Origin of the sequence: Maridesulfovibrio zosterae DSM 11974 (assembly GCF_000425265.1) — a bacterium.
Classification (GTDB): Bacteria; Desulfobacterota; Desulfovibrionia; order Desulfovibrionales; family Desulfovibrionaceae; genus Maridesulfovibrio; species Maridesulfovibrio zosterae.
The window spans coordinates 36,450-54,547 of sequence record NZ_AUDC01000015.1 but is presented as its reverse complement, the minus strand read 5'-3'; the positions used below and the strand labels follow the sequence as shown (position 1 = coordinate 54,547).

General features: G+C 44.4%; 19 protein-coding genes. 5 read left to right on the top strand and 14 right to left on the bottom strand.

Annotated elements, in window-relative coordinates; genetic code table 11:
• Positions 1-20: 20 nt before the first annotated feature.
• From H589_RS0109425 to H589_RS0109410, 3 genes are all read right to left on the bottom strand, one after another.
• The gene (locus tag H589_RS0109425) at positions 21-338 is read right to left on the bottom strand and encodes a hypothetical protein (RefSeq protein ID WP_027721787.1); all 318 of its coding nucleotides are present in this window, start codon (positions 336-338) and stop codon (positions 21-23) included.
• Positions 325-2,517: a heavy metal translocating P-type ATPase gene (locus H589_RS0109420; protein ID WP_027721786.1), complete on the bottom strand. Its 2,193-nt coding sequence runs from the start codon at positions 2,515-2,517 to the stop codon at positions 325-327. Before H589_RS0109420 ends, H589_RS0109425 begins: the two co-directional genes overlap by 14 nt.
• 272 nt (positions 2,518-2,789) lie before the next feature.
• Positions 2,790-3,134, bottom strand: a complete 345-nt coding sequence (locus H589_RS0109410) for a magnetosome protein MamC family protein (protein ID WP_245577092.1) — start codon at positions 3,132-3,134, stop codon at positions 2,790-2,792.
• A gap of 206 nt (positions 3,135-3,340) precedes the next feature.
• On the opposite strand from H589_RS0109410, the gene H589_RS0109405 reads away from it, so the two are divergent.
• The 4 genes from H589_RS0109405 (at position 3,341) to H589_RS0109390 (ending at position 5,181) form a co-directional block, all read left to right on the top strand.
• Entirely contained in the window at positions 3,341-3,778 is a 438-nt protein-coding gene (locus tag H589_RS0109405; RefSeq protein ID WP_342664912.1) for a Fur family transcriptional regulator, read from the top strand.
• A gap of 93 nt (positions 3,779-3,871) precedes the next feature.
• Positions 3,872-4,099, top strand: a complete 228-nt coding sequence (locus H589_RS0109400) for a hypothetical protein (protein WP_027721783.1) — start codon at positions 3,872-3,874, stop codon at positions 4,097-4,099.
• Between the two features lie 260 nt (positions 4,100-4,359).
• Entirely contained in the window at positions 4,360-4,686 is a 327-nt protein-coding gene (locus tag H589_RS0109395; RefSeq protein ID WP_027721782.1) for a carboxymuconolactone decarboxylase family protein, read from the top strand.
• A gap of 105 nt (positions 4,687-4,791) precedes the next feature.
• Positions 4,792-5,181, top strand: a complete 390-nt coding sequence (locus tag H589_RS0109390; RefSeq protein WP_027721781.1) for a PaaI family thioesterase — start codon at positions 4,792-4,794, stop codon at positions 5,179-5,181.
• 63 nt (positions 5,182-5,244) lie between these two features.
• Here the strand turns inward: H589_RS0109390 and H589_RS0109385 are convergent, their stop codons facing one another.
• From H589_RS0109385 to H589_RS0109360, 6 genes are all read right to left on the bottom strand, one after another.
• Positions 5,245-5,553, bottom strand: coding sequence for a DUF6506 family protein (locus tag H589_RS0109385; RefSeq protein ID WP_027721780.1), 309 nt, complete (start codon positions 5,551-5,553; stop codon positions 5,245-5,247).
• Between the two features lie 20 nt (positions 5,554-5,573).
• Positions 5,574-6,554: an NAD(+)/NADH kinase gene (locus H589_RS0109380; protein ID WP_027721779.1), complete on the bottom strand. Its 981-nt coding sequence runs from the start codon at positions 6,552-6,554 to the stop codon at positions 5,574-5,576.
• A gap of 69 nt (positions 6,555-6,623) precedes the next feature.
• Positions 6,624-7,595, bottom strand: a complete 972-nt coding sequence (locus tag H589_RS0109375; protein WP_027721778.1) for an alpha-ketoacid dehydrogenase subunit beta — start codon at positions 7,593-7,595, stop codon at positions 6,624-6,626.
• Between the two features lie 51 nt (positions 7,596-7,646).
• Positions 7,647-8,606 carry a thiamine pyrophosphate-dependent dehydrogenase E1 component subunit alpha gene (locus H589_RS0109370; RefSeq protein ID WP_027721777.1) on the bottom strand — a complete coding sequence of 320 codons (960 nt, stop codon included), beginning with the start codon at positions 8,604-8,606 and terminating at the stop codon, positions 7,647-7,649.
• A 64-nt stretch (positions 8,607-8,670) separates the two neighbouring features.
• Positions 8,671-9,054 (bottom strand): Lin0512 family protein, encoded by a 384-nt coding sequence (locus tag H589_RS0109365; RefSeq protein WP_027721776.1) that lies wholly within the window; start codon positions 9,052-9,054, stop codon positions 8,671-8,673.
• Positions 9,055-9,061: 7 nt separating this feature from the next.
• A complete protein-coding gene (locus tag H589_RS0109360; protein ID WP_027721775.1) occupies positions 9,062-10,408 on the bottom strand; it encodes a dihydrolipoamide acetyltransferase family protein in 1,347 nt (448 codons plus the stop codon).
• Positions 10,409-10,726: 318 nt separating this feature from the next.
• Here H589_RS0109360 and H589_RS0109355 point away from each other — a divergent pair, with 318 nt between their 5' ends.
• Positions 10,727-12,796 (top strand): sigma-54-dependent Fis family transcriptional regulator, encoded by a 2,070-nt coding sequence (locus tag H589_RS0109355; protein WP_027721774.1) that lies wholly within the window; start codon positions 10,727-10,729, stop codon positions 12,794-12,796.
• 134 nt (positions 12,797-12,930) lie between these two features.
• Here H589_RS0109355 and H589_RS0109350 read toward each other — a convergent pair whose 3' ends face one another.
• From H589_RS0109350 to H589_RS0109330, 5 genes are all read right to left on the bottom strand, one after another.
• Positions 12,931-14,007 (bottom strand): 2,3-butanediol dehydrogenase, encoded by a 1,077-nt coding sequence (locus tag H589_RS0109350; RefSeq protein WP_027721773.1) that lies wholly within the window; start codon positions 14,005-14,007, stop codon positions 12,931-12,933.
• 340 nt (positions 14,008-14,347) lie between these two features.
• Positions 14,348-15,145, bottom strand: a complete 798-nt coding sequence (locus H589_RS0109345; protein WP_027721772.1) for an MBL fold metallo-hydrolase — start codon at positions 15,143-15,145, stop codon at positions 14,348-14,350.
• A 61-nt stretch (positions 15,146-15,206) separates the two neighbouring features.
• On the bottom strand, positions 15,207-16,019 hold the full coding sequence (gene lipA, locus H589_RS0109340; RefSeq protein ID WP_425411457.1) for a lipoyl synthase: 813 nt from the start codon (positions 16,017-16,019) through the stop codon (positions 15,207-15,209).
• A gap of 34 nt (positions 16,020-16,053) precedes the next feature.
• On the bottom strand, positions 16,054-16,770 hold the full coding sequence (gene lipB, locus H589_RS0109335; protein ID WP_084146934.1) for a lipoyl(octanoyl) transferase LipB: 717 nt from the start codon (positions 16,768-16,770) through the stop codon (positions 16,054-16,056).
• Positions 16,771-16,933: 163 nt separating this feature from the next.
• Positions 16,934-18,079, bottom strand: coding sequence for a M20 family metallopeptidase (locus H589_RS0109330; RefSeq protein WP_027721769.1), 1,146 nt, complete (start codon positions 18,077-18,079; stop codon positions 16,934-16,936).
• Positions 18,080-18,098: the final 19 nt, after the last annotated feature.

Genomic DNA, 18,098 nt, shown 5'->3' with positions numbered 1-18,098 from the left:
TTTTTGGGTTTTGGTGTGTTTTATGAGGTCTGACTCATCAGTTTTCCATACAGATCACTGATGATTTGGGCTTTTTTCTTTTTATCCGTACCTTGGATAAGTTCCTCAATTACATCTGGCAGGATTGCTTCGGAATCATATTCTATTACAACCGAGCGAGCCGCCATGTTTACGCGTGCATTGAAGATTGCTGCAGGCAGTTCAGAGTGCTCACGCATGGCACAAATGGCTGCCGGCTTAGTAAGGATTAGAGGACTGAATTTTACTCTGATACGGCCTGGAACGTGGTGAGCCACATCCAGATATTTTTCCAGATCAACTATTTTATGAAAGTTCATGTATTTTTCCTGATTTCAGTTCGAGAGGCTGCGGGGTGTTGGTTAAAAGTCTTGATGAGTTGGCAATTACTCCGATTGTATGCAGAATGTGTAGCATTCCAGCCATAACCGGGCTTAGGAATCCGGTAGCCCCCATAACAACACCGGCAAGATTAGATCCTGTTGCCAGCCAGAAATTTTGATAGGCTATTTTTACGGTATCCTGGCTAAGTTTTTGCACATAAACAATACCGGCTAAGTTATCATCGATTAAGGCGATGTCAGCAGCTTCAACTGCTACTTCAGCTCCACCCGTACCCATGGCGATTCCAATATCAGCTTGAGCAAGGGCCAGAGCATCGTTAATACCGTCCCCAACCATCATGACTCTGTTGTTTCCATCCTGCAGAGACTTAACCAGTTCCGCTTTTTCTTCAGGCATGGCTGAAGCGTGAATTTCATTTATGTTTAAAAGCTGAGCAAGTTGGGTTGCTGTTGCAGGTTCATCTCCGGTAACCAGAACAGTCCTGTCGATACCGCCTTTTTCAAGGGAGCTCAGGACCATTGCCGACTCCTTGCGAACAGTGTTGGCAAAAGCGAGCAGGCCGATAGTTTCTTTATCCTTGATCACATATAGAACTGTCAGACCTTTACGTTTCAGTGTACTGACCTGTCTGCTGAGTGAGCCGATGCGGACATTAAATTGTTCTGCAAGTTTCTTATTACCTACTAGAATTTCGATATTTTTACCCGACTGGCTATTGAGTTCAGCCCGCATCCCTTTGCCAAGAAAATATTCACATACCGTGTGTGGTAGAGGATCTAGTTTACGGTTGTCAGCTTCAGTCTTGATAGCTTGAGCCAGAGGATGATGGTTATGAGTTTCAACTGAAAAAGCGTAGGTTAGAATTTCTCTTTCCTGAACTCCTTCAATAGTATGAACTGCTTCAAGGCTGGGCTCGTTGCCAGTAAGTGTTCCTGTTTTATCAAAGCAGGCAATGTTACAGCGTCCTACCTCTTCAAGATATCTTCCTCCTTTAATGAGAATATTATGCCGTGCAGCGGTATTGATTGCAGCGCTGATGGGAGTGGAGGCCGAAAGTACTGTTGCGCAGGGGCAGGCCATGACCAGAAGAACGGTGAAAGCCCGCCACGGGTCAGCCGTAAGTATGAGTGTTCCTATTGTTGCTCCCAGACCTATTTTAACAAGGCGCACAGATAGTTTGTCAGCGGTGGATTCAATGTCAGTTTTATTCTCAAGAGAATCCTCAACTTTATGTAGAATTCTGGAAAGGTATGTTTTGTCACCAACTTCTTCAGCCTTTACGTAGATGACTCCTTCACGGACAAATGTTCCGGCAAAAACTTTGTCTTCGATCTTTTTATGTATAAAATCAGCACGTCCAGTTATTGGAGCCTCATTAATCAGCCCTTGTCCATCGACTATTACGCCATCGACACAGACTTTTTCTCCGGTATGAAGAACTACTACATCGTCTTTTTGCAGGTCGGCGATTTCGATTTCAATTTCAACGCCATCTTTGAGGACGAAGGTATGATGAGTCGTATTATCCAGAATACCTGAGATCGCTTGGCGGGATCTTTCGGTTATCCATGCTGTTAAAAGGTCTGCTCCTGCATTGATCCACATAATTTCAAAGGCCGTCATGGCCTCACCTGCAACAACTGCTGCAATGATTCCTCCAGCCAGAATTCCTTCAAGCCCAAATTTCTTAGCCCGAACATTTTTGATGGCGTCTTTTATGAGCGGTATTGCTGCAAGCACTGTAATTAGTCCAAGTGGACTGAAAAAATTCTGGGCAACGGTGATTCCCAGCATGGATTCACTTACTAGTACCGCTCCTCCCACAGCTGATATAAATGAGAAATATTTCAGTGTATTGCTTACTTGAGGACAACTGCATTTATTTTCTATGGGACAGAGTCTTTTTGTCTTGGCAATGAGCAATTCAGAAACTATTTTGGTTAGATTTTCGGGAGAGATTGTATCTGTGCTGTAGTAAATAATAAGGCTGGCACATTTTTCATTAGTACGAATTTGGTTGATAGTATCAAAGCGTTCAAGGTCTCCTTTAATCGTGGCACATAGTAGGCTGTTTTTTTTAAGTTCCGGTATTTTGTATCTGATTCTTCCCGGTATTGAATGCTTTATACGGGCTTTTTTGGGCTTTTTCTGCACTTGAAAATCCTGATTATCTGGAATTTTTAATAACAAAGTTGAAAATGATACTGAATCTCAATGTCGTTGAAAAAGCTAAATACAAATGCAAAATGCCTTTGTCAACGAAAAGTTGATTTTAATTACAATGCTTCATTTTATATGAAGGACAGGTGTCCAGGACTCAAAAATTAGCCTAAAATATAAGAAATCAGCTCAAAATTTAAAACCGCACTGTATGAAAACAGTGCGGTCGGCTAATGTATAAATGAAAATAATAAGATCAAGAAAAATTATTTTTCCGTGCAGCATTCTAGAGCGGAATTTTTACTTGCACCTGCAAAGGAAGGAATTGCTTTATCCCAGACAATCTTAGCCCCGGTAGCTATTACCGTAAAACCAATAAGTCCGGCTAAACCTCCTATCCCCATAAAACCGGTCACCGCGACACCTGCTGCTGTTGCCAAGCCAGTTCCTGCAGATTCAGTTGCTACAGCTTTTGCGGCTTCACAAGAGGTCATTTTGCCTTCTTTTACTGCAATTGTACCTCTGACAGCTGCGACTGTTCCGCCTACTAAGGCTCCTGTGGCTGCGGCTGAGGCGGTAACAATTGGAAGAAGTCTTGTAGTTGTTGTCATAATTAATCTCCTTGTTTTGATGAAATCTAAGTTTTGCTCACTTTATTTGTTTGATTACTCCGTTTGCATATTTTTGAAAAACACTACTATTGAGTTTCAATTGCAGTCTTTATTTGTGTCATTCGTTTTAATTTAAAGTTGACATTTATTATCATTTGAGAATAACCATCAATTTCAAAATCAAATAAAAAGGTTCGGCACTCTATATGGAAATGTTAAGCCCCCAGCATCTTTTCTTAGAATATTTGTCAAAAAATAAAATGGTAGCGACTGAACAGCGCAGAGTTGTTTTAGAGGTCTTTCTGGAAATGGTAGGACATTATTCCAGTGAGGAGCTGTATATGAAAGTCCGTGAGCGTGACTCCACAATCAGCTCTGCAACTGTTTACAGAACTATTAAGTTGTTAGTGGAGAGCCGGATCGCCGAGCCGATGGATTTTGGTGATGGTGTTGTTCGTTTCGAATGCTGTGGACGGAAGCAGCATCATGATCATCTTGTCTGCATTCAGTGCGGGAAGAAGGTTGATGTTGTAGATAAAGATATTGAAGAGCTGCAGAGAGTAATGGGGGCAAGACACGGTTTTTCACTTAAGCGTCATAAGATGATTTTGTTTGGAATATGTTCCGATTGCAGAAAGCCATAGCTTTGCAAAAGAATATTATTATCACTTGCAATGTTTGATGCGTCGGCAGGCGTTGGATATTCTACTGCTTTAATTTAAATACAGGAGTAAAGTATGAGTTTTGGAAGGTTTTTATTTGTTTCCGGCACTGCAACTATTGTGGGGTTAGCTGCCTATTCAGTATACAAGTCAGGTGGCGTGCGCCCGGCTTTGACTAATGTTGTGAAGTCTTCAGTTAAAGCTGGAAATTGGGCCAGCCAGAAATATTCAAAGACCAAAGGTGATGTTGAGCGGATGGTGGCAGAAGCCAAGGCTGATATCGCTGGAGGAGTTGAATCCTGATAATCTTTTCGCTGCCTTATTGCTAAAGCTGCTAGCTGTCCTCTTTTGTAGTGAGCTGGATGATGGACATATTCGGCAACAGGTATTGCAAGCGTGTTCGATTATCGATCAATGTTCAGGTCTTGAACATCAATAATTCCCGATTTTAGAGTATTGTTGTTGTATTTATCTGATTAATTCAGGCTAATAGCCATAAATGCCACTGAGGCATACTCCTTGCTTAATTGCAGTATCTTAACATTTAACATAGGAGTTAACTCATGGATGCAGCAGAAAAAGCTTCAATGACTTTGGCCAAGATGATGAAAAATGCCGGTGACGTTTTTCCCAAGTATCTGGCTTTTACAAAGGAAATAAGCGAGTACGGTCCAATTGACCATAAGACACAGGAATTGATTCACGTTGCATGTTCTATGATGTCCCAGTGCGAAATGTGTATTTCTCTGCATATTCAAGGTGCAGCCAGTCATGGAGCCACCAAGGAAGAAATTATGCAGGCTGCAATGCTGGCTATATCAATGGGCGGTTCGCCTAAGGTTATGTATATGCATTATGTTTTCGACGAACTGGAAGATCTGTTTGATTAATCCAGCGAGGGTAGGGTATTATTCCGGGGCGGAGAAAAGTCTTTCTCTGTCCCGGAAATTGATTTTTTAAGGTACTATAAAACTGATAAGCAGGGATATTTAATGATAGAAATTAAGACACATGCGAAGATTGACCGCTCACTGTGCGGGGAACCTGTCATGGTGAAAGACGGATGCAGTGAAGTTCATTTGAAGTGTGGTAACTGCATGGCTGCTGATGAAAGCGGTCTTGTGCACGGAGGTTTTATATTCGGATTGGCTGATTATGCTGCAATGCTTGCAGTAAACCACCCAAATGTTGTTTTAGGTGCTGCTGAAACCCGCTTTTTAAAACCATCACGTATAACTGATACCTTAATAGCCAAAGCAAATGATACAACCCCTCAGGATCGCAAACATCTCGTTCAGGTAGAAGTCTTTTGCGGTGATGAACTTGTATTTACAGGAATGTTTACCTGTTTTGTTACCAAACAGCATATTTTGGCAGATTCTTAGCAACGATACTATCTGGACGCAGAGCCACCCATTACAGTGCGGCTCTTGCGTGACGGCGTTTTATCAGCTGAACAGTTTGTCACCGCTGACGTTGTTTAAACCAGGATGAATATCAAAACGGACTACACCTACAGGGACATCAACGGCAGCAGCTACTCGTGCTGTTCCGACTGATCCGAACCCTCCGCAAAGCTCAATAGCGGCGATGCCTTCTTTTTCAACAAGTTCACGGGCCAAATCTTCAGCCTGATCATAATTACTTACAGCGATTGCAAGCAGTTCTACGCCTTCGGTAATAACCCAGTTTCTATGTTGTTTGGGATCACCGCCTGGTGCAACGAATATAAAAGCGGCTTTAAGTGGATTGCTCATGCTATTTCCTCTAATTAAAGTTAACGGAATAAACCTTTCTTTCCAGCCAGTGACATTGTTTTTTGCACATCTATGACCATTGGTCCATCAGTATTGAGTCGTATGCCTGCACATTTATTGTCTTTGATCTCGATTTCCCGTTCTCCGTCAACAGCAATGAGGCCGGAAGTGGAAGTAATGGGGAATATTTCTCCGGGAGCCATTTCTGTCATATCAATAACTGGGACATCAGCGAACATTCCCGGGGCTATAGGGGCAGTAACCTTTATAGAAGCTGACTTTCCAAGCTTTAGAGACATACCGCACGGTTCTTCGGGAAGAATTTCCCGAAATTGACCGCCAATGGCTGAGAGTCCTATTGATGATGCGCTGCATCTTGTCAGGAAAAGCTGTGGAACTTTCTCCATGTGCCAGACCGCTTTCGAGGCCAGAAAAACATCATCGTATACAGCTACATCAACCAGAGCGATATCCACTAGCCGGTCATCTTGTAAGATGTCGAACATACAGGATTTATAGCAGCATTCTTCCTTTGGTAGACTGCCGCAGGCCACAAGACCTGCGGCAAGTCCTGCAATAGTAGCTTCGCACATGATGGGGAAGACATTATTTGTTCCTGTTGAAAGCGGAAGAATAGGAACGGATAATGTCCCTTTACAGGTAACACGGCTGGTTCCGTCACCTCCAAGTACAATGAGGCTTTTGGCTCCCAGTGTCTCCATAATGCCTGCTGCAATGGTTGTATCTGTCTGGTTGTTTCGGATGGGCATCTCTATCGCTTCAACCTGAATGGATGGAGAAATAGAATTGAGAGCACGAGGAATTATTGCATATGAATCAGGCATGTAGAGAACCTTTTTTACGCCAGCCCTCTCAAGACCTAAAATCAACCGCCGTACCATGCGTACTTTTTCCTGATTATCAAAAACACTGCCGTGAGCCACTAGACGGCGAATATCTTTACCGGAAGCTGGGTTAGCTAATATTGCGGCAACGCTCAAGGATATACCCTCGTGAAGTTAGTCCGGGAAACAGTATAGAAGCTTCCCGGACTTTTTATATGACTTGTATTAACGGATACTCTTAACGGCTTCGATGATGTTTTTTACTCCGGGGATATAATGCTGTTCCAGCGGAGGAGAGAATGGGACCGGACAGAAAGGAGCTCCAACTCTTTTAATAGGTGCATCAAGGTAATCAATAGCTTCTTCAGCTACAATGGCTGCAATCTCTGCTCCCGGACCGGAGAACTGGACTGCTTCATGGACTACGACCAGTGCGTGAGTCTTTTTCACTGATTCAAGGATAGTCTCCTTATCTAGAGGGAGAACGCAACGAGGGTCAACAACTTCAGCATTAATGCCGTCTGCTTTCAGTTTTTCTGCTGCTTCAAGAGCTGCATAGACCATCTGTGAAGTCGCAACAATTGTTACATCACTGCCTTCACGTTTGATGTCAGCCTTGCCTATTTCGATAGTGTAGCTTTCGTCTGGAACTTCGCCGGTAACGCCGTAAAGCATTTTATGTTCAAGAAATACTACAGGATTATCGTCACGAATAGCACTTATCAGCAAACCCTTAGCATCATATGGGGTGGACGGAATGGCAACTTTGAGTCCTGGGATATTCATGAACCATGATTCAAGACATTGTGAATGCTGAGCTGCGGCGCCGATACCTGCTCCTTGCGGAGCACGCAGTGTCATAGGCACAGTGGTTTTACCGCCGAACATGTAGCGCATTTTGGCAGCCTGATTAAAAAGCTGGTCCATTGACACCCCGATAAAGTCTACAAACATCAATTCTGCTACCGGGCGAAGTCCGCATGCAGCAGCTCCTGTAGCTGCGCCGACGATTACGCTTTCGGTAATAGGTGTATCCATTACCCGGTCGCAGCCGAACTGATCAAAAAGCCCTTGAGTAACGCCAAAGCAACCACCAAATTGCCCCACGTCTTCGCCGAGAATGAACACATTCTCATCGCGCTCCATTTCCTGTCTCAATGCTTCATTGAGTGCTTGAAGATATGTTTTTTCGGACATGATTTTCTCCGTTGGATTAAATATGGATTCGTAAAAGATAACGCAGCTGTTCTAAGCGTACACATCGTCCATAAGCGCACTGGCGGAAGGCATGGGGCTTTCCTTTGCATAAACAACAGCCTCATCGACTGCTTTTTCAATCTGCGCTTTAATTTTTTCCGCTTCATCTTTGGTAAAAGTTTTGTTTTCAATAAGCTTGGATTCGAAGCGGGGGATTGGATCCTTTGCCTTCCATTCTTCAAGTTCTTCTACGCAGCGGTAGGTGCAGGCATCGCCTTCGAAATGGCCGCGCCAGCGGTAAGTCTTGCATTCTACCAGGGAAGGACCTTCACCTTTGCGGGCTCGTTTGACAGCTTCGGAGATAGCTTCATACACAGCGAGTACATCGTTGCCATCAACAACTACACCCGGCATATCGTATGCTGCGGCGCGGTCGGCGATGTCTACTACTGCCATGGATTTACACTGCGGGCAGGAGATGCCGTATCCGTTATTTTCATTGACAAAGACCAGCGGGAGTTTCCATGCGCTGGCAAGGTTCAGGGATTCCTGAGTGGTTCCCTGATTAGAGGCGCCGTCTCCGAAAAAGCACATGGCCACATCATTATTTTTTCTGTATTTTGCAGCCAGAGCAGCTCCTGCAGCCAAAGGACCGCCTCCTCCAACAATGCCGTTTGCTCCGAGAATTCCCAGATCCAAATCAGCAATGTGCATGGAACCGCCTTTACCTTTACAATATCCGGTCTTTTTACCGAAGATCTCTGCCATCATCAGTTTAAGGTCGCCGCCTTTGGCTAAAAGATGACCATGCCCGCGGTGAGTACTGGTAATCATGTCGTTATCTGTCAGCGCAGCGCAGGCACCAGTAGCAACTGCCTCTTCACCTAAGTAAAGATGTACGAAACCGGGAATTTCGCTTGCAGCGAAAAGTTCCTGTAATCTCAGCTCGAAAAGCCGAATCTTATTCATAGTTTCGTACATATTAATCAATGTCTTCTTGCTAAGAGCCATTGTTTTCACTCCTCTGAGTTATTCGGCCCGGGCGTTACTTCCGCAAGGCCTGTTTCTCCGATACTTAAATTCCCGCATCCGATAATTCCATTTCTATAGAAATGGTGAGGGCTGCACACGCAACGACAATATTGCTGACACCGGGAGCAAAACACGGAACTTCAATCCCCGGCACACTCAAGCCGCCTTCAGTCATGTTCAGCGAGGTCTCACCTATAGGAATGCTGGCAAGTACAGCTTCTTGATCAACTTCATCAGGAAAAGGCACGGCTATATCAGCGTGAACATAAACACCTTGAAACTTGTCTCGACCGCAGATTTCCACAATACCGCACAAACATATCCGTGACACTGCGTCACGGACGGCACGGACAGCGGCCTTGGTCATGTCTTCTCCGTGCAAATCAGCAGCATAGCCCAGTTCAATAGCGAATCGTTTTCGTGCCATAGCTCACCTACATTATCATCAGACCGGGATTCTCAAGCATGTCTCCCAGTTCGCGCAGGAAGGACATAGCTGGAGCTCCGTCAGTGGTCATGTGGTTGAATGTCAGTGAAAGGGTCATCATCTGCCTGATCTTGATTTCACCGTCTTTTACCGCAGGTTTTTCTACGATGCGGCCAACACCGAGTATTCCTGTTTCCGGAGGATTGAGAACAGGGGTGAATCCGTCTACGCCAAGCATGCTGACGTTGCTTATAGTGAACGTTCCTCCACTGAGTTCATCCATATCCAGTCCACCGGAGCGGGAGCGGCCGGCTACATCCCTGATTTTGGTCTTAAGCTCATCAAGTGTGAAAGTGTCAGCCAGTTTAACTTTAGGCACAATAAGTCCATTTGGCAGGGCAACGGCAATGCCTAGATTGACATGTTCATGAATATGGATTCCATCGTCCTGAAGTGTGGAATTCATGATTGGATGACGTTTGAGGGCACGGCATACTGCGTAGGAAATGATATCGTTGTATGACAGCCTGTATTCAGCGTTGCGCTTATTCCGTTTGAGAAGCGTGCTGCGGAGGTTAACCATCTCTGTTACATCAAGTTCTACAAACACAGATAGCTGAGCAGCATTGGTTAAGCTGGCGTGCATGTTGTCTGCGATTATCTTGCGGATACCTTCCATGGGGATGATGGTATCTTTGGGTTCTGCCTGAGATGCCGGGGCAGGTTGATCTGCAGCTGGGTTCATTGCTCTCAGGATGTCGGCTTTGGTTATTTTGCCGTCTTCTCCTGTGCCTGCAACCTGACTGAGGTCAATGCCTTTTTTACGGGCAAATTCGATAGCCTTAGGACTTGCATTGATACCGGCGAAGTCGGCATCAGCTGCGGCCTGAACATCTTTCATTGTAATCGAGCCATTAGGACCTGTGCCGGTTACCGCCGAAATGGCAATATTCAGGTCTTTGGCAAGCTTACGGGCTGCAGGCATGGCCCGGACGAATTCGCCGTTTTCTGCCTGAGCAGCAACAGGGCTGGATGCTGTTTCTTTCTCTTCTGCGCTGGCGGACGCTTCTGGAGCACTGTCAGCAGCACCGCTGGCAATTTTATCAGGTGTTTCACCGGGGGCTGCAATTATTGCGAGTACAGCCTGAACATCGGCTGTTTCGCCTTCCTGCACAATTATTTGAGCCAATACACCACTGGCTGAAGCTTCCACTGAGTTGGTAATTTTGTCAGTTTCTACCTCAAATAAAGGTTCACCGGCCTCGACCGATTCTCCTTCGCCTTTGAGCCAGCGAACGACTTTACCTTCCTTCATGGTCAAGCCCCATTTGGGCATGATCACTTGTTGAGCCATGACCAATCCTCCTATTGTTTTTATCGTGTTGGGACAGAAGGATTGCAATGGGGATGCCAACGTTATAATGCTATTTATTTCAGTATGATAAATAATATTTTACTGCACTGCTTTAAAATTATGTTCAGGAGTTGAACAACTAAACCAAACACTCTCAAAAGAGGGCTTAAATTCTTTTATCATACCGATATTAATAAGTTTAGTTGTATGAAGTGGATGCTGTTGTGTTCGAAATATGAACACTTGACAGTAAGTACTTAGATGGGTCAGGAAATTCATACTGTTATAATTTTTTTCGTTTTATTGCGGAGGCTGAGAATGCATAAACTGCTTAGAGACGATAATGGATTTGAAATTTGTGCGGCTAATGCTGATAACACGGCATCTGCAGAGCTCAAGATGACTGAGCCTCGCGGGTTGCGTGGGCCTCAGGTAGACTATTCCAAGTGGAAAAGATTCGTGGATGGCCGGCAGGTCAATCTGGGGCATCTAGACAAAAATATAGTTGATTCATGGACTCGCTGTATGGCTATGTCTATTGATCCGGCTCCAAGAAGCTGTTGGGACTTCACTCCAATGTCAGAATTGGAACCATTTACCTCCACTCTTAGAAGAATCTGCAAGGATGTTGAGAAAACAGCCTATGAAGCTATTCGCGGCAAAGGTTTGTTGATGACATATACTAATGCCAAGGGGCGGGTCGGCCGTACGTGCGGAGATCTCGAGATTCTTCGCGAGGCGGATAGACTGAACTTTGGCCCGGGGGCGAATTGGGCTGAAGAAAGTGTTGGCACGAATGCCATAGGAACGACTTTGGTTACAGGTCTTCCAATGCAGGTCTTTGGAGAAGAACATTTCTGCCGCAGTCATCATAGTTGGAGCTGTACAGCCGCTCCCATATTTGGACCTCAAGGTAATATATGGGGATGTTTTGATATCTCAGGACCAAAAACATCAGATCATAGCAAGAGCCTAGAACTTGTTCTTCAGGCAACTAGAGCACTGGAACAACGTCTTTGCCGACTTTATTGCTCCGAACTGGAAGGTCAATTAGGGTCTCTTTTTTCTTCAATGTTCAATTCAGTAATGACTGGAATTCTGTCTCTTGATAAATCAGGAAATATTCTCAGCGCTAACAGTGCTGCTGAGGTTTTACTGGGTAATCCGTGGGGAACGTTGCAGGGCCGGCGGGCAGAGGAATTCTTTGATTATGAAGAATTCCTTAGCAAAGCAAAAAAATCTTCCAAACGCGAGCCTATAGTTATGCGTTGCAGGATAAACCCGGACTTATATGTTAGGGCCTTATATATTTTCAGTCCAACGGGAACACACCTGGATACAATAGTAAGTATCTGCGAGAAACAATCCGCACATCAATTTGCTGTACCTGCTCGAAAAGCATTAAATGAACCATCTCAATCCGAGAAATCCCCTAAAGGTTTTGAACATATCCTACATGCAAGCAGCGCTATGCGTCAGGCAATTCGACAGGCAGCGATGGCTTCACGAACTCCTTCAACAGTAATATTATATGGAGAGTCAGGGACAGGTAAAGAATTGTTTGCCAGAGGAATCCATCAAGCAGGACCTCGCTCCGGTAATCCATTCGTTGCTGTGAATTGCGGTGCTTTTTCTGAGGAGCTGGTTCAAAGTGAGCTATTCGGATATTGCGGAGGATCTTTCACTGGAGCAGCTAAAAAAGGGCGTTTAGGCAAATTTCAATTGGCTGATAAGGGTGTTTTATTTCTGGATGAAATTTCGGAAATGCCTTTTTCACAACAAGTTAATCTGCTCAGGGCATTAGAGGAAAGAGCTGTTGTGCCTGTCGGAGGAACCACTCCTCAGCCTGTGGATGTAAAAATAATCGCTGCCACCAATAAGGATTTATCAGGGCTTGTCGAGCAAGGGTTTTTCCGAGAGGATTTATTTTATCGCCTTAATGTTGTAGGGGTTACTCTTCCTCCTCTACGAGACAGGGGAACTGATATTGTTTTGCTTGCTGAGTATCACTTGGACCGTTTGTGTACCGAATTCGGTATTCCCTGTGAAGGAATGCTTACAGAGGTCAGTGATGTGCTTATGTCCTATAACTGGCCCGGAAACGTTCGAGAATTGGTAAACTGTATTGAATATGCTGTGAATAATCTGTCAGGAGTACAGTTAAAAGCAGAGCATCTGCCTCCGTACCTTATAGAGAAAACTACAAATCAGGTAATGAGTCATCGCCCGGCTTTAAGCAGTGGCTTTCAGCTCAAAAAAAGAGAAGAAGATGCAATTCGCGAGGCGTTGAATTTTCATGAGGGCAATATCAGCAAAACGGCTAAGGCTTTAGGAATCGGTCGCAACACCCTTTATTCCAAAATGGAGCGCCATCACATACATGTTTAATCTTGTAAATGTTTTCTAGCGGTTATATGAAATCAGATGTAATATTTTAGAATAAGTTCATATTTATATATTTCTAAACAGCCCGGGCGTACACTCAAGGACAAACACCCGGGCGTTACTTTGGCCGCTAAGTCCTACTCACCAGGTCTTACGATGATTTTGATATTATCATCTTTGTTGTTAATCAGTTCCTGGAAGCCCTTTTTCACAATGTCTTCTAAATCTATTCGACCTGTGATCATAGGCTCAGCTTTGAGTTGACCGCTAGCCAGAAGAGTGGATACTCCCTGAAAATCACTCAAGGTATATGCCAGAGTGCCGATTACTCGCTTATCTGTTCCGCTTAAGCTGAAGAAATTAAAAGAACTTGGTTCTTCAAAAATGCCGACAATTACGGCCCTGCCTGCATTTCTGATGACGTCTATAGCCAGTGGTCCGGTAAATTTATTGCCGACGCATTCAAATGAAACATCTGCACCTGAGCCGTTAGTCATGGCTTTAATTTCAGCAACAGGATCACATTCATTAGGATTGAGCATTACGTCAGCGCCGCATTCTATGGCTTTGGCTGTACGGGCATTAGACATCTCCAGCATAATAATTTTACCAGCACCAGCCGCTTTTGCGGCCATGAGAGTTCCAAGACCGATAGTACCTGCTCCTATAATAACAACCGTCTCTCCTAAAATGGAGCCAGCTTCACGCACAGCTTTAAAACCTGTGGCCAATGGTTCAATCAATGCTCCTGCTTCGGGAGAAACACCTTTTGGCAACACAAAACAGAGCTCACTGGGAATGTTCACATATTTTGCAAAAGCACCGTCATTGTGCAATCCGGTGAATGCAAGCTTTTCACAGACATTATAACGTCCCGCTCGGCATGTTACACATTCTCCACAGTGTTGACAGGCATCTGGAGCTACAAAGTCTCCAACACTTACATTGGAAACTCCTTCTCCGACCTCAACTACTGTTCCAGTGAACTCATGCCCAAGGATCACACTACCTTGTTTTCCTGTTAAAGGATGTGGAGCCTCAGTCGGTATAAAAACCGGTCCAGCCACAAATTCGTGCAGATCAGAGCCACATATTCCGCACCAGTCTACTTTTATTTTTACCCATCCGGCTGGAGGGAAAGGGGGAACAGGTACTGTCTCTACACGCACATCCTGTTTTCCGTGCCAAACGGCAGCTCGCATTGTCTCGCTCATTGGTCCTCTCTTTGTTTTTCAGTTATAGAACGTACTGATCGCAACTAACGGGATCTCAAATAGCTTGACCTGCTTTTGCACCGGGTATGCCAAAAAAACATAAAAATTTCTGATGTGACTTTAATCGCAGAAGATATATTTTATGCTCAAAAATATCATAAAGTTATATACATCTACAGTGTAGGAAGAAGTTGCAGAAGACTGAATATCTGACTTTTCGATAAAGAATTTAGGAATTAAGAATGCGCTCTGAAATTGAACAGCTAAAAGAAAATGTTCAATTTAAGAACAGCAGATTGAAGACGTATATGTTTCAATAAGAGTGGAGTGATGGGGAATGTTATTTCTTAGCATGGACCGATAAGAATATACTGCTATTTTCTGCATTAAGAACATGAGTTTGGATATCGGGACGTTCATATCGTTGAATGTCACGTTTAACCATAAATGAAAATTGCATGGTATCCTCGTCAGCAGGAGGCATATGGTAAATCACAGTCGTGGCAGGCTTGAATATTTCATTGATTATAGCTTGGCCACCTGGATTATGATAAAAAATAGGGTTTACGAAGACTGCATCCAGATTCACTTCAGCAAGAGCTTTTTCAAAAAAGTCTGATACGTAGTCAGCATCTCCGGTAAATAAGAGATTCATACCTTTCAATGTTAGCAAAAAACAATCATTACGAATGTCTTCATATTGTGGTCCCATATGGCGTGATCCAATTGTTGTGACAGACAAGTCTTCAGTAAGTTCAATATATTTTGATTTTCCAGGTTCCAACCCCATGGACCAGCAGGGAATTTCTTGTATTCTTGCATGGTTGAATAGAAATACCAAGTCCGAAGATCCGTCCCTTTCGCAGGGAAGAAACAGTCCTTTAACAGAGCGGCACTGAATATGTTTCAATACATATTGTGGTGTAAAATGATCTGGGTGTTCATGTGTGAATAGCAGGTAGTCAAGATTCTGGAAAAGACCTTCCCCATAACGCATCTGTCTCATATCAACTTTAGAAACCCGGCTGAATGGATGTCCTTCCTCATGGTGGATTCCATCCACAAGGATTCCTGTCCCATTATACTCAACCAGTACTCCGGCGTTAGCGATAAGGGTTATTTTGATCAGATCGGTCATTTTCAATCCGTCCTAAAAAGCGTCATGAAGAAACATATTTTCCATGACGCTTATTGAATAACTATGCATTTAGTTGCGCAAAACTTTCGGCAGCATGATATGAACTGCGGACCAAAGGTCCTGACACAACCTGTCTGAATCCGAGCTCTTCACCAATCCCTGACAGCTCATCAAATTTATCCGGGTGCACATATTCTACCACAGGGTGGTGCTGGGAAGAAGGGCGCAGATATTGTCCCAGTGTCAGAGTCTTGCAGCCAACCTTAAGCAGATCGATCATAACCCCGATAACTTCCTCCTGAGTCTCACCTAATCCGAGCATCAAACCAGACTTAGTCATTATTTGTTCATCCGGGCATATTGACGCCACATTCTTTAGCAGTTGCAAGGACTGTTCGTATCTGGCCCCCGGTCTCACTGTCGGGTAAATGCGTGGAACTGTTTCAATATTGTGATTGAGGACATGCGGAGCTGCTGCGATGACCTGTTTAAGAGGAGCATCCTGCCCTCCGAAATCTGGAATGAGGACTTCAACTGTTGCTTCAGGGTTCTCCTGTCTGATGGCATGTATTGTCGCAGCAAATTGTCCAGCTCCTCCGTCCGGCAGGTCATCACGGGTAACAGAAGTTACAACAACATGTTTCAAGCCCAGCTGCTTGGCTGTTAAACCTACCATCTCCGGTTCATTGGGGTCGGGGCTACATGGTTTACCATGTGTGACAGCACAAAAAGCACAGTTGCGTGTACAGATGTCTCCTAAAATCATGAATGTGCATGTTTTATTGGCAAAGCATTCACCTATATTAGGACACTGAGCACTTTCACATACAGAATGTAGCTGGCCCTTACTCAGTAATGCCTGAATCTGGTTCATATCGTTTGCGTTGGGAGCTGGAATTACCAGCCAGTTAGGCTTGTTCACGGCAGTTCTCCTTAATTAGATGTTCCAGATTAGCCGGGCTAAGAGAAATTTGGAAAATGTCTGAAAAGTTTTTGCGCATTTTATTTCGCACGGAGTCTATATCTATGGGATGCCCAAGTATCTGGGCCATAGAAGTTACTCCATGGGCAGTAATTCCACAGGGAACAATATATGAAAAATGTTCAAGATCTGGACATACATTAAGCGCAATGCCGTGCATTGTGGTCCATTTTCGAACAGCAATTCCCATCGCACCGATCTTTTGATCACCGACCCACACTCCTGGGTATTTCGGCTTGCGGTCTCCGACTATACCGAATTCACCAATAGTCCGGATCATAACTTCTTCCATTTTGCGGGCATGAGCATGGAGGTCTCTGTTTTCTCCCTTCAGTGATAATATAGGGTAGCATACAAGCTGTCCGGGGCCATGATAAGTGATATTACCGCCTCTCATTGTGTCATGTATGGTAATGCCTTGTTTTTCCAAGATTTTATTGTTTACAAGAATATTATGGTGCCCTCCGCTGCGGCCTACGGTAAAGCAGGGAGAGTGTTCCAGCAAAATTACAACATCAGGAATAAGTCCCTGCTGCCTTTTGCTGCAAAGAGCTTCCTGCAGCTCCGTCATCTCGGCATAATCGCGTCTGGAAAATTCCAGCCATGCACCGCTGTGAGTATTTTTTTTGTCTTGATCTTTCATGATTTTTGTTTGGATTATGGTGAAAGAAGTTTGATATTAAAAAGCAACTTGCATGCCAGAAGTTAAGCGTAGGCAATAAAAAAAGGCTGTGAGGTTAACCTCACAGCCCGATGGCAAGCATTTAAAAACAGTCAGTCTTTTTTAGAACAGTATTTACTGAATACTAATCCCCGAGTACCGTTTTAATACATGTATTCGTAATCATAGTAATTGCAGGAATGATACTTTTAAGCTCAGTATATTCATCTTCGCGGTGAGAATTAGCGCCAACTGTCCCCATGCCGTCAATGGTTGTGATACCTCTGGCTGCGGTCCAGTTGCCATCAGAGCAGCCTCCTGTGGAAATATATGCGGGATCGAGCCCGAGCTTGCGGCCTTCTTCAGCAAGGACATTCCACAGCTCAACTGTTTTATCTGTATACTCCATGGGAGGACGGTCAACACCACCTGTGATTTCTATGGAAGTGTTCTCAACATAATTTTTATTTGGCAGTTCATTGAAGAAATTTTCCACTATCTTCATTTCTTCTTTTGTGCCAACCCGCACGTCAACATCAAGAACGGCTTCATCAGGAATGATATTTGTTTTTTCTCCGCTGCGTATAACTGTGCACTGGGCCGTAATATCTCCATCAAGATCGTTCAGGGCATGTATAGACGGAATATGGCTGGCCAGTTCTACAAGAGCATTCGCTCCTTTTTCCGGATCAGCTCCTGCGTGGGATGAAATTCCTTTTGCAGTAATTTTGACCCTTCCTCCTCCTTTGCGGTGCAGCACATGGCGGAATTCTAAGCGACATGGTTCAAAGACGAATACTCTGTCACAGTTCTCAGATGTTTTTTCAATCCATGGGCGGGAGTCAGGAGAGCCGATTTCCTCATCGCCGTTAAAGGCGATACATATGGCAATCTTGTCCAGCAACCCTCGTTCTTTTAATTGCTCAACAACATATAGAGCTACCAACAGTCCGCCTTTCATATCGCTGACGCCAGGACCCAGTCCATGCCCATCCTTGGTTGAGAAAGGGCGTTTGGCAGCTTCTCCAGTGGGGAAAACCGTGTCCATATGTCCGAGGAACATGAAATCAAAGCGTCCATTCTTAGATGCTGTGCAGGCCTTGAGGCAGGGAGTACGGTCTTTTCCTTCAAAGGTTATTTTCGCTTCAAGACCAAGATCTTCAAGACGTTTTTTTAGAATTTCAGCCACGTCGGCAACGCCGTCTTTGTTTTCTGTTGCGCTGTCGGTGTTAACCAGTGTTTCGAGCTCGGCCAGAAAGTGGTCGTAAGTATTCTGTTCTTGTTCAGTCATTACTAATGTCCGTGTAAAT

Coding starts and splice junctions, on each gene's coding strand:
- H589_RS0109425 (WP_027721787.1), bottom strand. CDS start 338: ATGAACTTTCATAAAATAGTTGATCTGGAAAAATATCTGGATGTGGCT.
- H589_RS0109410 (WP_245577092.1), bottom strand. CDS start 3,134: ATGACAACAACTACAAGACTTCTTCCAATTGTTACCGCCTCAGCCGCA.
- H589_RS0109405 (WP_342664912.1), top strand. CDS start 3,341: ATGGAAATGTTAAGCCCCCAGCATCTTTTCTTAGAATATTTGTCAAAA.
- H589_RS0109400 (WP_027721783.1), top strand. CDS start 3,872: ATGAGTTTTGGAAGGTTTTTATTTGTTTCCGGCACTGCAACTATTGTG.
- H589_RS0109395 (WP_027721782.1), top strand. CDS start 4,360: ATGGATGCAGCAGAAAAAGCTTCAATGACTTTGGCCAAGATGATGAAA.
- H589_RS0109385 (WP_027721780.1), bottom strand. CDS start 5,553: ATGAGCAATCCACTTAAAGCCGCTTTTATATTCGTTGCACCAGGCGGT.
- H589_RS0109375 (WP_027721778.1), bottom strand. CDS start 7,595: ATGTCCGAAAAAACATATCTTCAAGCACTCAATGAAGCATTGAGACAG.
- H589_RS0109370 (WP_027721777.1), bottom strand. CDS start 8,606: ATGGCTCTTAGCAAGAAGACATTGATTAATATGTACGAAACTATGAAT.
- H589_RS0109365 (WP_027721776.1), bottom strand. CDS start 9,054: ATGGCACGAAAACGATTCGCTATTGAACTGGGCTATGCTGCTGATTTG.
- H589_RS0109360 (WP_027721775.1), bottom strand. CDS start 10,408: ATGGCTCAACAAGTGATCATGCCCAAATGGGGCTTGACCATGAAGGAA.
- H589_RS0109355 (WP_027721774.1), top strand. CDS start 10,727: ATGCATAAACTGCTTAGAGACGATAATGGATTTGAAATTTGTGCGGCT.
- H589_RS0109350 (WP_027721773.1), bottom strand. CDS start 14,007: ATGAGCGAGACAATGCGAGCTGCCGTTTGGCACGGAAAACAGGATGTG.
- H589_RS0109345 (WP_027721772.1), bottom strand. CDS start 15,145: ATGACCGATCTGATCAAAATAACCCTTATCGCTAACGCCGGAGTACTG.
- lipA (WP_425411457.1), bottom strand. CDS start 16,019: ATGAACCAGATTCAGGCATTACTGAGTAAGGGCCAGCTACATTCTGTA.
- lipB (WP_084146934.1), bottom strand. CDS start 16,770: ATGAAAGATCAAGACAAAAAAAATACTCACAGCGGTGCATGGCTGGAA.
- H589_RS0109330 (WP_027721769.1), bottom strand. CDS start 18,079: ATGACTGAACAAGAACAGAATACTTACGACCACTTTCTGGCCGAGCTC.